The 13,262-nt window shown below is 54.3% G+C and carries 14 protein-coding genes; 10 read left to right on the top strand and 4 right to left on the bottom strand.

Going from position 1 to position 13,262, the window contains the following annotated elements; all coding sequences use genetic code 11:
* The 8 genes from ABYV26_RS10195 to ABYV26_RS10230 all read left to right on the top strand — a co-directional run.
* Positions 1-2,088 (top strand): chemotaxis protein CheA (locus ABYV26_RS10195; RefSeq protein WP_372680653.1); only part of this gene is annotated, 2,088 nt, incomplete at its 5' end.
* 131 nt (positions 2,089-2,219) lie between these two features.
* Positions 2,220-3,680, top strand: coding sequence for a response regulator (locus ABYV26_RS10200; protein ID WP_372680654.1), 1,461 nt, complete (start codon positions 2,220-2,222; stop codon positions 3,678-3,680).
* 68 nt (positions 3,681-3,748) lie between these two features.
* Complete coding sequence (locus tag ABYV26_RS10205) at positions 3,749-4,702, top strand: AAA family ATPase (protein WP_372680656.1); 954 nt, start codon at positions 3,749-3,751, stop codon at positions 4,700-4,702.
* Positions 4,699-5,331, top strand: coding sequence for a HAMP domain-containing protein (locus tag ABYV26_RS10210; protein WP_372680658.1), 633 nt, complete (start codon positions 4,699-4,701; stop codon positions 5,329-5,331). The genes ABYV26_RS10205 and ABYV26_RS10210 overlap by 4 nt, the downstream gene beginning before the upstream one ends.
* Positions 5,319-6,080, top strand: a complete 762-nt coding sequence (locus ABYV26_RS10215; protein WP_372680660.1) for a sulfite exporter TauE/SafE family protein — start codon at positions 5,319-5,321, stop codon at positions 6,078-6,080. The genes ABYV26_RS10210 and ABYV26_RS10215 overlap by 13 nt, the downstream gene beginning before the upstream one ends.
* 22 nt (positions 6,081-6,102) lie before the next feature.
* Positions 6,103-6,894, top strand: coding sequence for an ABC transporter permease (locus ABYV26_RS10220; protein ID WP_372680661.1), 792 nt, complete (start codon positions 6,103-6,105; stop codon positions 6,892-6,894).
* A 10-nt stretch (positions 6,895-6,904) separates the two neighbouring features.
* Positions 6,905-7,702, top strand: a complete 798-nt coding sequence (locus tag ABYV26_RS10225) for an ABC transporter ATP-binding protein (protein WP_372680663.1) — start codon at positions 6,905-6,907, stop codon at positions 7,700-7,702.
* A complete protein-coding gene (locus tag ABYV26_RS10230; RefSeq protein ID WP_372680664.1) occupies positions 7,692-8,741 on the top strand; it encodes an ABC transporter substrate-binding protein in 1,050 nt (349 codons plus the stop codon). Before ABYV26_RS10225 ends, ABYV26_RS10230 begins: the two co-directional genes overlap by 11 nt.
* 3 nt (positions 8,742-8,744) lie before the next feature.
* On the opposite strand, the gene ABYV26_RS10235 is transcribed toward ABYV26_RS10230, so the two are convergent.
* The 3 genes from ABYV26_RS10235 to ABYV26_RS10245 all read right to left on the bottom strand — a co-directional run bounded on the left by ABYV26_RS10235 (position 8,745) and on the right by ABYV26_RS10245 (position 10,456).
* A complete protein-coding gene (locus ABYV26_RS10235; RefSeq protein ID WP_372680666.1) occupies positions 8,745-9,371 on the bottom strand; it encodes a hypothetical protein in 627 nt (208 codons plus the stop codon).
* 12 nt (positions 9,372-9,383) lie between these two features.
* Positions 9,384-9,989 (bottom strand): ATP/GTP-binding protein, encoded by a 606-nt coding sequence (locus ABYV26_RS10240; RefSeq protein ID WP_372680667.1) that lies wholly within the window; start codon positions 9,987-9,989, stop codon positions 9,384-9,386.
* 62 nt (positions 9,990-10,051) lie between these two features.
* Positions 10,052-10,456, bottom strand: coding sequence for a roadblock/LC7 domain-containing protein (locus ABYV26_RS10245; protein WP_372680669.1), 405 nt, complete (start codon positions 10,454-10,456; stop codon positions 10,052-10,054).
* A gap of 638 nt (positions 10,457-11,094) precedes the next feature.
* Between ABYV26_RS10245 and ABYV26_RS10250 the strand changes: the two genes are divergently transcribed.
* Both ABYV26_RS10250 and ABYV26_RS10255 read left to right on the top strand, forming a co-directional pair.
* Positions 11,095-11,712: a PilZ domain-containing protein gene (locus ABYV26_RS10250; protein ID WP_372680671.1), complete on the top strand. Its 618-nt coding sequence runs from the start codon at positions 11,095-11,097 to the stop codon at positions 11,710-11,712.
* Between the two features lie 137 nt (positions 11,713-11,849).
* Positions 11,850-12,206, top strand: coding sequence for a PilZ domain-containing protein (locus tag ABYV26_RS10255; protein ID WP_372680673.1), 357 nt, complete (start codon positions 11,850-11,852; stop codon positions 12,204-12,206).
* A 65-nt stretch (positions 12,207-12,271) separates the two neighbouring features.
* Here ABYV26_RS10255 and ABYV26_RS10260 read toward each other — a convergent pair.
* Positions 12,272-13,262 (bottom strand): P-loop NTPase (locus ABYV26_RS10260; RefSeq protein WP_372680675.1); only part of this gene is annotated, 991 nt, incomplete at its 5' end.

Raw genomic sequence — 13,262 nt, forward strand, 5'->3', positions numbered from 1 at the left:
GATCGTATGGCCGACCAGGTGGGCCGGTTGGCGGCCACGGCCAACTATATGGGATATGATGCCCTGTCGGCGGTGTATGACGACATGCTGGCAGCGATGGAGGCGTTCGCTTCCCGGTCGGAACCAGCCGGTTCCGAAGAGTTCGACGCGTGGTTGCAGTCGGTTATCGTATCCGGCGTCGGCCGCATTCAGGATCTTTTCCCCCATGCCGAATCGCTGGCGGTCATTGACGCGACGGTTGTGACCGCGGCACCCATTGGCGATGGGCCATCGGGCGACCTTTTTGAACCGGACCCGCTCCCCTCCACCGATATTGCCCACCTGCTGGCGGGCCTGCCTGAGATCGACGACCATGAGCGAGAATCCCTTCTTGCAAGAACACTGGATGAAACCTTTTTATCCATGCAAAACAGCAATACCCATGGCTCCAGTGACGCGCTGATAGGCGAGGATCCGATTGCCATGCAGTTTTCCGCGGACATGGATGAGACTGACCATAGGCCTCCGCCATCCGAGATTGAGGTCGATCGAGATGAGGCGTTGGCCATCCTCGACGACTTCGGAACGGATCGAATCGATGTCAACAAAGCCTCCGTTGGCATAAACGGGGATGTCCATGCGACATGGTTGCCTGATGGCCCTGACGAAGACGGAGACCTGTGGCCCAAGGCTGCGGCGATGCCCCTTCCGACAACCGATATGCATGAAATAGAAACAGAAACAACTGCACGAGGGATCGACTTCTCAACGCCGGCCCAGGCGGAGAAGTCTGCTGACGAGGAGTCTGCGCCTGAAGCCCTCAGCGCCAGGAATACGATCAGAAAGAGTATCCGCGTGGATGCGGATAAAGTTGACGAATTGATGAACCAGGTGGGGGAGTTGGTGGTCAACCGTTCTTCATTTGCCCAGCTGTTTGCTCAAATGCGTGAAATGGCCCATTATCTCAATCACCGGTTTCCCATGGACAAAGCCGACAAGCGCCTGATTTCCGGCTTCAGTGCACGGCTTAACGACGCCACAACGGTGTTGGGACGGGTGTCCAGTGAACTCCAGGAGCAAGTCATGAAGGTGCGGATGCTGCCGATATCAAGGCTTTTCAATCGTTATCCGCGGCTCGTTCATGATTTACTCAGGGACACGGATAAGAAAATCCAGCTCCAATTCCGCGGTGAGGAGACCGAGCTGGATCGGATGGTCATCGAACAACTGGCTGATCCCATGATCCATATCATTCGTAACGCCGTGGATCACGGCATCGAATCCCGTGAGGAACGGAAGCGAAAAGGAAAACCGGAAGGTGGCGTGTTGCTGCTGGAGGCATACCATGAGGGAAGCAACGTCATCATCGAGGTGACCGATGACGGGAAGGGAATTGATCTTTCCCGCATTCGTCAAAAGGCGGTTGAAAAGCAGCTGGCTGACCGAAAGACACTGGAACGGATGGACCAACAGGCGCTGATCGACATGATCATGCTGCCCGGATTTTCAACCACGAACCAGGTGACGCATACCTCCGGGCGCGGCGTCGGCATGGATGTCGTCAAGCGCAACATCGAAAAAATAAACGGGTCCCTGATGGTCGAAACCCGGCAGGATGTGGGCACCCGCATCAGGATTAAAATCCCGTTGACCCTGGCCATCATACCGGCCCTCATGATTCGGTGTGCTGGCAGTCACATCACGGTGCCCATGAGCGCTGTGCAGGAGACCTTTCGCCTCGACCGGGGAGAGATTTTCACCGTCGACGGCAGTGAGATGATGCATCTGCATGACGAACCCCTGTCTCTAGTCAGGCTGAGCGACCTGTTGAACATGCATGACCCGGCACCGGCCAAATCGGATGGTCGGTTTTTCGTTGTGGTGGTCAACGCCGCCAATGGTCGAACCGGTCTGATTGTGGATCAGCTGCTGGGGCGACAGGAAGTGGTGATCAAACCTTTGGAAGACTACCTGCAGGAAAACAGCGGGTTTTCCGGGGCGACCATTTTGGGTGACGGCAGTATTTCACTGATCCTCAATGTCGACGAACTGGTGGTCATGGCAAAGGAACGAGAGTCTGAACGAAGACTGGCCGCTGCCGTGCTGTGATCGTTCAACGACAATGAAGACCGATGGGCTCGCTTGCTGATGTCGGAGGATGAGGTGGGCCGACGACCTTAATGCTAAACCGATTCTAGTTTGCCAGCAAACTGGGATAGAAATGGATTGACACGCGGGGCATGGGAACCAAATACGCTTCTTCCTCAGCGCATCCAACGCATGTGGACAGTGGGTTTGCCGGGACGCTGAAGAACATTCAGCTCAACGACTTGATCCAGATGTGCTGTCTGTCCACCTCCAGTGTTTGTATGCGGGTGACCAAGGATGACCGCATCGGTACGATCTTCATCGTCGACGGCGAAATCGTTCATGCCGCCTGCGAGGACGTCGAGGGAGAAGAGGCGTTCTACCGCATTTTGGGCTGGCAGACCGGCAGCTTCGAGTCCATCGAAGTGTCGACGACGCCCCAACGGACCATCCATAACAACTACCATTACCTGATCATGGAGGCGGCCCGTCTTGTCGATGAAAAAGCCGGGCTCGAATCGGCGCCGTCTGCAACAGCAAAAGGCTCACGCGAAGAACCAGCCGATGACCGACTGCGGGTGCTCATCGTCGATGACTCACCCATGATGCGAAAAATATTGTCCAGCATGCTGACCGCCAGCAACCGGATCAAGGTGGTGGGCATGGCCAGCAACGGTGAGGAGGCGATCTCCCTGATCGATGAATTGTCTCCAGACTTGGTGACGCTGGATGTGAATATGCCGGTGATGGACGGCACCAGCACCATCAAGCACATCATGATCGAAAAGCCCTGCCCCGTGGTGATTACGTCCAACCCTGGGGACGGATCGTCCAAGGCGATATTCAATTTTCTCGAACTGGGCGCCGTGGATTTTATGAGCAAGCCCACCAAGAACCAGGATATCCTCGTTCAGCAACACAAAATCCTTGAACGGGTAAGGGTCGCCGCCACGGCCACGGTGGGCAATTTCAGGATTGCGCGGATCCCCACGGCAAAAACTGGCAGAACGGCCAGCAAACCAATCGATCGTGCGTGCCACCGTCTGGTCATCGTGATCTCAGGTCCCGGTGGACACCTGGAGCAGATGATCCTGCTGTCCGGTTTGGTGCCGGCGTTGGCCGAAAAAGATGGCGCTGTCGTGGCCATACAGAGTCTGCCGTCATCCTTTAGTGAGCCCTTTGCCCGCTATCTGTTCGAACGGTGCGGATGCCCGGCGTCACCCATCGGGCATGAAGCGTCCCTATTTTCAGGGCGATGCTATGTGGGCAATCACGGTTGGCCCTTGGCGGTGAAAATGAATGGCGACGAACCGGCTATCGTCCCCAAGGCACGCGAAGAAGGGTTGGTCCAGGTGGACCGGCTCCTGACGAGCGCCGCAACCGTTTTCAAGCAACACCTGGCGGTTGTTTTGCTGTCCGGTGCCAACACGGGTGAACAATCGGGGTTGAGGGTCGTACATGAAAACGGGGGACGGATCATTCTTCGAAAACGGTCGTCCGGCATGGTTGCCGAACCATTAGACCAGGTGGTCGAAGCCGGTCTGGCCGATGAGGAGGTGAACCCTGCCGACCTTTTAATAACAGTTTTAAACGGGTTTGGCCGTAACCATTGACCGGCGTGCTGCCGTGCTGCAGGCCGGCGTGCCGCCTTAATCTTGTTGTTGCCCGAGGAAATTAAACAATGATCATTGTATGTCAGAAATGCAGGACCCGGTTTCATCTCGATGACGATGCGACCGACAAATCGTCCTTCGTCGCACGGTGTTCGGTTTGCGACCATCTGTTTTCAGCATACAAGCCTAACCGTGTTCAGGAAATCACGTTCCTCAATCTTGATCATGCCCGTCAGGATCACGCCAACGATCACGTGATGACCATCGGCAACCGCAAAGGGGGGGTCGCCAAAACCACCACCTGTTTAAACCTCGGCGTATCCCTGGCCCTGCACGGCAAGAAGGTGCTGCTTGTGGATTTCGATGCCCAGGCCAACCTGACGATTTCACTGGGGCAAAAGCAGCAGCCCACATTTTATGATGCCCAGAAAGCATTAGGCCAACCGCTGGAAGATTTTATCATTGAGTCGAAATATTCCAATCTATGGCTATTGCCCTCCGGCCGGAACATGGTCCTGCTCAACAAATTGTACTTCGGGGCCCAGCATTTTGAATTCATGCTCAAGGACAGGCTATACACGGTTAAAAATCAATTTGATTTCATTCTGATCGATACGCCACCCTCCATCGAGTTCTATACGTTAAATGCCCTTACCGCATCCAACCGGGTGCTGATTCCCTGCCAGTGCGATTATCTGTCCACCCATGGCGTAGACCAGGTGATGCAGCTGATCAGGCTGATCCGAAAAAAAGCCAACCCCCAGATTCAGTCCCGCATCCTGTTTACCATGCTGGACCAGGCCAGCCATTCATCCCGGCTGATTCTTTCCAAAATAAAGGATCTATATCCGGGGGAGACCTTTAATACGGTCATCGAGATGGATGGCAGCCTCAAAGAGGCCCAGATCCTGAGCATGCCGGCCATCCACTACAGCCAGAAAAGTGTGGCCGGCACCCAGTATATAGAACTGGCCAAGGAGATCATGGCAGGCCTGGGTGATTGGCGGCAGTCGGCGTCATGACACCCCCCAACAGTTATTCGCTCCAGCGCACCATGATTATTTACATCCTCTTAATCGGGTTTGCCGCTCTGCTGGTCGCCTCCGAATTTGTGTTGGACACCCATTCAACGGCGTTGAAACAGGAACTGAGCCGAAATTATCAACGGCATGCAATCGGAGATCTGGCCGAGGACCAGGTTTACGAGCCCCTAGTGAAAATTCGCAACAAAGCCATGATGATGGTCGGGGTGATCCTGGCTGTGGTGGTCATCGTGCTGACCATGTTCATCAAAACCATCACCGAACCCCTACAGCACATGGTGGAGGTGTCCAAGGCCATCTCTGCCGGAGATTTGAGCCGGACAACCGGCGTCGATTCCAAAAACGAACTCTCACAGCTGTCTGCCGCCATTGACGACATGTCTACCAACCTGCAGGAGATCATCATGCTTTCTCGGTCGGTATGCGATTCCGCCGGCCGGGTGACATCCAGCACCATGGGCTTGATGAGAAAAGAGCAATCGACCCCCGGAGGATCGGATGCCATGGAGCAGCAGCTCGCCCGTCTGGAATCTGAACTGCTGATGCTCGGACAGGTCATCGATTTCTTCAAACTCTATTCAGTGGACGACCGGTCATGTCCGGGCTGAATCTTCTGGCCTTCCCGGCAGGGATGATCATCGCTTCGCTGGCATCGGCGGTTGGCATCGGCGGCGGTGTCCTGTGGATGCCCTTTTTTATTATTTTTTTAAAACTTTCGCCGGAGACGGCGGTAGTCACCTCTCTGCTGGTGCAGACGGCGGGTATGGGGTCAGGCAGCGCCGCCTACATAAAAAGGAAATCAGCGGATCTTCCGCTGGCCGGCTTTTTGTTGTTGCTGGCGCTTCCCGGGCTCGGTCTGGGGGCGCTGCTGACCCGGTTGCTCTCGGCGGCGAACCTGGAGCTGGCGCTGGGGATATTAACCCTCACGACTGCCTTTATCTTCGTGTCGGCGAACCAGAAATACACCGATACGGGCCAAGACCGGGTGGCGGTGAAACAGGCTCGTCGCTGGGGGGGGCTGGTTTCACTCATGGCCGTGGCCAGCGGCATGCTCAGCGTAAGCATCGGCGAGTGGCTGGTTCCTCTCATGCGCAACCGACTGAAACTGCGCATGCGTGTTGCTGTCGCCACCAGCATCGTCACCATTTTCGGTACGTGTATCGCCGGTTCCGCCTTCCATTTGATGTTAGGGACATCGGCCGATCTGACGGCCTTGGTTTGGGCCGTTCCAGGCGTCATCATCGGCGGACAAGTCGGTCCGTGGTTTACCGATAAGATCAACGAAAGAATGCTTAAGGAAGTGTTTATCTTCCTGCTTACGCTCATCGGCATTCATCTGATCTACAACAGCTATTGATCCAAAAGGATGGTGACCCGGATTGAGCACCAATGATCGAAAAAAAGAGGAGAAGAGACCCTACGCCTACCTGATGCCGTTCTTGGGCTTTTTCGCACTGCTGCTGATTTGGGACGTATTGGCCCGCTTCAGCGGCTGGAGTCGCGAGGTGTTTCCGGGGCCTGTGGTGGTACTGGTGAGCATGGGGGAACTGCTGGCCGACGGCACGCTGATCAGGCATACGGTGGCCAGCCTGTTCAGGGTCACCGTGGGATTCTATCTGGCCGCCGGGTTGGGCATCCCCTTGGGGATCGCCCTGGGCATGATGAAGACCGCCAAATCTTTGATTAATCCGTTGATTCAATTTTTGCGGCCCATATCGCCGTTGGCCTGGATACCCCTGGCCATGCTATGGTTCGGTATTGGTGATCCACCGGCCATCTTCCTGATTTTCTTGTCCAGTTTTTTCCCGCTGGTGGTTTCCACCACCATTGCCGTCGATGGCATCAATCCCACCTATTTTCATGTGGCGGCCAACTTCAATTTTTCGCGTACCGAGATCATTACCCGACTGGTAATTCCCGCCATCATCCCGGAGGTCGTTACGGCTCTGCGGATGACGGTGACCATTTCCTGGCTGGTAGTCGTGGCGGCAGAGATGATTGCCGTGCGATCCGGCCTGGGATTTCTGATTTTAGATTCGAGAAATGCCCTTCGCATGGATTACGTCATGGATGGCATGATCACCATTGGCCTGGTGGGACTGGTACTGGATTTCCTGATGCGTCAACTGGGCGTCCTGGAAGCGGCCCGTTGGCGTAAAATGACTCACTAAGGAGTAGGCGTTGGGCCGCATCAACATCGAAAAGTTGAACAAAACCTACGCCAATCGTCGCAGGGACCCCCGCAGCGATGACGATCCGTTGCTGCGCCAAGGGGATCGAGTGACCGTTCTTTCCGACATCGACCTGAATATTCTGGATGGGGAAATGGTTTGCTTTTTGGGGCCCTCGGGCTGCGGAAAGTCGACGCTGCTTAGAATCATTGCCGGGTTCGAGCCGCCTTCCGATGGTCGTGTGCAGATCAACGATAAGCCGGTCAAGGGGCCTTCCGCCGACCATATCTTTGTGTTTCAGCACAGCGGCCTGTTCCCGTGGATGACCGTTGCCGAGAATGTCGGCCTCGGGCTCCGTCATCTTAACAACCGTCGGGACAGGCATGAACAGGTGTCGGAATTTATCGAGATGGTGGAACTCGATGGCTTCGAGGAGCACTATCCCCGGCAGCTGTCCGGCGGCATGCAGCGCCGAGCGGAACTGGCCCGCGCCCTTGCCGTGAACCCGGATATCTTGATCATGGATGAGCCATTCAGCGGGCTCGACTTTCTCACGCACATGAAAATGCGAGAAGAAGTGGTCAACATGCATGCGTTCATTAAAAAGACCATCCTGCTGGTGACCCACAACATCGATGACGCTTTGATCATGGGCGACCGGATCGTTATACTAGGGGACAGTCCCACTCGGGTGATCATGGATCGAACCCTGGACTTCCCTCGGCCTCGAAATTTTGAAAAATCTAAAGATTTAAGCCTTTTGCGAAGTGAGTTGTTCCTCATGATGGGGGTCAACTATGCCGTTTAGCCTGAAGCCACGGGTCGTATCCAGCACACTGAGCCTACCCAAGAAACTGGGACTTTTTTTTCTCGTCTGGCTGGCGTTAATCTCATGGCTCCACCACCAGTTGACGCGTCAACCGGAAAACCAGAGGATTGTCCGCATGGGGTATATGCCGGTGGTAACGAACTTGGCGGCACCGCTCTTGGACTATGTTTCCCGCCATGGTGCCGGGGTCCATTTCGAAGCCGTGAAGTTTTCCTCCTTTGCGGAAATGGCCGAAGCCCTGAGGAACGACAGCATCCAAGCGGCGTTCATCATTGCACCGCTGGCGGTGGTGCTGCATCAGCAGGGGGTCGACGTAAAGGTGGTGCTGATCGGCAACCGGCATGAAAGTACCCTGGTGGCAAGAAAAACCCTGAATGCGAGGCGGTTGGAAGATTTGTCCGGCCGCACGATTGCCGTGCCCATGCGATACTCAGGCCACAATCTCTGCCTGAAGAAGATGATGGAGGAGAAAGGGCTTGGCGGAAAAATTCGTGTAGTCGAGATGAACCCGCCGGATATGGCGGCGGCGCTGGCGTCCGGCGCACTGGATGCCTATTTTGTCGGTGAACCGTTTGCCGCTCAGACCGTGTTTAGTGGTGACGCCGACGTCGTGGATTACGTGGAGACGTTGTGGCCGGGCTTTATCTGCAACCTCGTGCTGGTGAAAAGCAGCTGGATCGACGCCAATCCCACCGTCGTCCGAAAACTGGTAGAGACGGCAGCGCGATCGGGGCTCTGGGCTGGCCGCCATCCCGATGAGGCTGCCCGAATCGCGTCCGGTTACTGGAACCAGTCCGCCGATTTTGTGCGCCGGGCCTTGACCACGCCGGACGGTCGGGTGGTCTATGATCGGTTTGTTCCTAAAACAGCGGAAATCCAGACTATCGCTGATCTCATGGTTCGCTATGATTTGGCCCGGCAATCTGACATTACCGGCCTGGTGGACGATCGTTTTGCCTTGGCAGCGTCCATTGACGGCATCGACGGCCTGGACAGCATACTCTTGAAGAGTAAATGAAAACTACTTTTTGCGAAGTTGCCCAAGTTCTTCCCGAATGGCCCCCAGTTCTTTCGCCATCATTGACTTCAGTTCATCGATTGCCCTGATAACTGCATCGATGCCCGGTATTTCTCCTGATATTCCCGGTTTCTGCGTTCCGCTGGCCACATAGGGGGTTTTAGAAGCGGCGATCAAGGCCTTCAGTCGCTGGAATTGTTTGACCTCCTCCAGCAGCATTTTTTCTTTTTCACTCCGGCTCATACCATCGTTGGTGACCGATTCCTCTAAAGCGGAGTAGACTGCCATGATTCTTTTAATGGTATCCGGATGGGCTTTGGACTTGTGTGCGCGTATATATTTACCAAGTGATTTCAGAAGTTTGAGCAGTGTGTGGATCACCTTGTCGTCTTCAAACTGGGACAACAGTCCGTCTACTTGTTCGATGAACGTCTCGAGAACCTCATCGGTGATTTCCCAGTCGATGGCCAGTATCGTCGATTTTAATTCTTTTAACGGAAGATCGGTCTTTGGGGTCGGAGGTTCCCCATCCGGCGGCGGTTCTTCTTGGGGAGGCAATGCATCGCTGAAAAAATCATCCAGACGGTTTTCCAGATCGAATGCGAACGTATCATTCGCTTTTTTATCCACGGCGGTTCCTCCTTATAGAAGCTTTTCCCGAATCGCCACCATCGTTGTGGAGATAGCCTTTTTGACGGTGGGGATCACATTGTCTCCCTTAAGCGCACTGGCCGTGAAACTAGGCGCCTTGAGTTGGGCATTGAGATCCTTTTCCATGGTTTCAACGTCGAGAATGGGAATTCCCTCCGTTGCCAAGTCTCGCTTGTTGTATTGGAACACGAGGGGGAGGTCGGCGATGTCTATGTCGTAAAAATTAAGATTTTCCGCCAGATTGTTCAGGGCACTGATATTGTTCTCCCTTCGGTCGACCATGGAGTCGGCGACAAAAACAATGCCATCCACACCTTTCAGCACCAGCTTGCGGGTGGCGTTGTACTTGACTTGGCCGGGAACCGTGTAAAGCTGGGTCTTGACATTGTACCCTTTGATCGCCCCCAGTTCGAACGGCAGAAAATCGAAAAACAAGGTTCGATCGCCCTGGGTCTTGATGCTGACCATGTCCGATTCGATTCGGTGCCGGATCCGGCTGAAAATGTATTCCAGGTTGGTGGTTTTCCCGCCTCTGCCGGGACCGACAAAAACGAGTTTGACCTGAACTTCTTTTGTTTTGGTATTGATAAACGCCATGCTTCCGTCCCGCTTGTTGATAAGTTCGGGTGGATCAAGCCGTTACCGCGCAGGCCAACACGCTAAGTCGATCGGGTCTTTTCAATCAGTGCTTTGACCTTTTTAATCACTTCATCGATCTTGAGTCTGAGGTAGCCCAGTGAGACATCATTCCCGAAAATAGATACCAGCAGAAAGTCATCCATAATTTTGGTGAAATTGATGTTCTCGCTCTTGCCTTTGTGGAAAAGCAGCGAAAACTCCTCTTCACCGATGATGGAGGCCATCGCACTCACCGCTCCGAAATTCCCGGCGGCCAATGCTGCCAGCGAGTAAACATCGTGGCGAACCTTACCATCATCGAGGTTGACGATGACATTGCCGGCCATGTCGATGAGGATTACGGATTGTATGCCCAGCGTCATCAGATCGGTGGTCAACGCCTCTTCCAGGCCGTCCAGTTGTTCTTGATCCAGGATATAAGACAATGTCCCTTCCTCCTTGATAGATCAGCGCTTTCCCGGGCCGCCAGCCAGCGTGGCAACTCCCGAACCGGCAGGGTGCGGGTGCTCGCTCACGCGCTGGTTTACCGGTACGGTGGCGATTCGGCTGCCCCTTGAGCGAAAAGCGTGCAATTCCGCCTGGGTGGCAACCGCAGGTTCAATCAATCGGAAACGATTTTACCGGTTCACGTGCGTTTAATACCCTTTTTTGCTTTAGGATTTCAAGTTTTTTCTATAATTTTAAGTACTTTTTTTTATGCGGGGTCGTTCCGGTGAAATGTTGTCCACATCGGTCAGCTATACCGCCACTTTTTTTCCGCCCAGGCGCACCTGGTCGGTTGGTTTGTGCAACATTTTCCTAATCTCTTGTAAATGTTTGTTATTCGCCATGATCAACTTGAATCCAGACTTGATTTTTACATTGAAAAAGGGGTACAGTGCCGCTGACGAATGGCGTCATGCGTCCCTTCAGGGTATCGTTTTGTCTGCTGGGGCTCCATTCAGCCACGCCCTGGATGCTCGTGGGAGCGCCAGGGCGTGCATGCAGACAACCTCTGCGAGAGTTTTTTTGCCTGTCGCAACCCGGATCAGTCATTGGTCGGCAAAAGCAGGAGACATTACCGATGCAAAATTCCATCTGGCAGGCGGAAAAAAAGAAAATCCTTACCCGCCTTTCAATTGCCATCTACAAAATGACCGACGAACAGTTGATCTCCCTGTTGCATCTGTTCAAGGAATTGAACCTCAAGGACAATGAAAAACTCCTGAGTATGCCGAAGTCCCATTCGGACGGCGTTGTTGCGGCCAGGGACAGGCAACTGCTAATCGCACGTTTTTTTCTTCTGATCAATCAATTGTCAGAAGCGGATCTGCTGACGTTCATGAACCGTTACGAGCAAAAGCGGTTTGCCATGCTCCGGGAATTCCCGCGAGTTCCCTGCAACATTACCGTGGATCTGGCTGCCGATGGGCGCGCCATCAACTGTTCAGCCATGGATATCAGCGCCGGCGGGATGTTTGTGGAAAGCTGTGAGCCCTTTACCATGAATCAGGCTGTCTCCATTTGTTTTTCGGTGCCTGAAAACCAACTGGCGCTTAAAATCAAAGGCCGGGTGGTCCGCTTGGAGCAGGGTGGCATCGGGGTACAGTACGAATCACTTACCAACTATCAGATCCAAATCATGAAAAATATGATCAACCGCCTCCAGCGTCAGGCTAGTTCACAATACCATATAGATTGAAACTTCAATCGTTCAGGCCTTCCTGGCCCTATGACCCTCCGGTGCTGCCGGTAGGTGTACCATTGAAATGGGAACGGTCCGTGTTATAATATTGCCGGGGTCACGACCGCGTGAGTTTATAAGGAGTTTGACTTGAGATGATTGACGTTCGAAGCCAGCACATTGAAGTCAGTAGCGAGCGGCGGCAATTCCCCCGACTGGAATTTCGCTGCACGGCACTTTTCGGTCATCTGAAGGATGTGCTCAAGGTGACCGACTTGAGTCTGAACGGCCTGTTTGTGGAGGTGAGGGATAAATCCGGTCTTGATCCGGGACGCTTGGTCAGCCTTGCGATCAAGTTTCCCACCGAAGAAAAAGCGGTTCTTTTGAAGGCTAAAATCGCCAATGTCAACAAAAGGGGCGTGGGCTGCCATTTTGTCGACCTGGCCCCCAAAACTTCCGCGGCCATAAAAAACTGTTTCGAAACCTTCAGGGACACCCTGCCCGTTCGCTGACCCTTCGACTCGAGAGACCCTATCTCTCCATCTGCCGGAATCCACCGGAATCCAATGGATCATCCTTACTGCTTTCCATTGTTTCCCAGATGCGACACGATGGCCATCGCGGATTGGATGGCATGGCTCTCACGGTCTATCCGCGTTAGTGGTTCCATGCCCGAAACCATCGCATTGATCTGGGGGTCGTAATAGACGCCGCCTCCGATTTCCGCTTGAATCATCAGATGCTTTCGCGACACCATCTGAATGATCCGTCCGGCATTTTTGTCCCGCGGTTCCCTGGCCATATTGGTGATCAGGGTGGGGTGAATTCGCTTCAGATGAATCGCCATTTCAGCGGCATCCGCCGGGTCTCCGTTTTCGGCCACCCGGTCCAGCAGGGTGGTTACCGTTCTCACCTGAAGGTCATTCTTTGGATCCATAGCCGCTTTTACCATACCCCCCAATGACGGCCGGCGGCTCGTCAGGCGGCTCAAGGTTCGATAAACGGCGTTTCTGACGAACGCGTAGGCATTCTGGATCGCAACGGGCTGGGGGGTCATCACCACAATCTGTCGGTCGGCAGATAGAAAGAAGTCGAGGGTGTTGAATCCGGTGCCGGCCCCTAAGTCCAGGATCACATGGTCGGCCTCGATTTTGGAAATCGCCTGAAGAATTTTTACCTTCTGGGTATATTGAAGGTTGGCCAGGGTCAGTACCTCGCTGGCACCGCAGATGATTCTAAGGCCCTTCTGTTCCGTGCCCATACAGACCTCGTCCAAGGTCGCGTACTGGCGGCAGATAAAATCATTCAGGGTTCTGCTGGGGGTGCGGATGCCCATGAATGTGTGAAGGTTGGCCCCGCCCAAATCTCCGTCGATGACCACCGTGTCCTGGCCTTTCTCGGCCAGCGCCATGGAAATCAAAATGCTGAGAACGCTCTTGCCAATGCCGCCTTTTCCGCCACCGACCGCCCATATTTGCGGTGTCTGGGGCCGCTCTTTTTCCGTTTGCTGGTTTTGCATCTGTTTTTTCCCCTTCGAATTGAACCCTCCCCTCGGCAAGCCGCGGGGA

It is taken from the genome of Desulfosarcina sp. (genome assembly GCF_041551955.1).
Taxonomy (GTDB): Bacteria; Desulfobacterota; Desulfobacteria; order Desulfobacterales; family Desulfosarcinaceae; genus Desulfosarcina.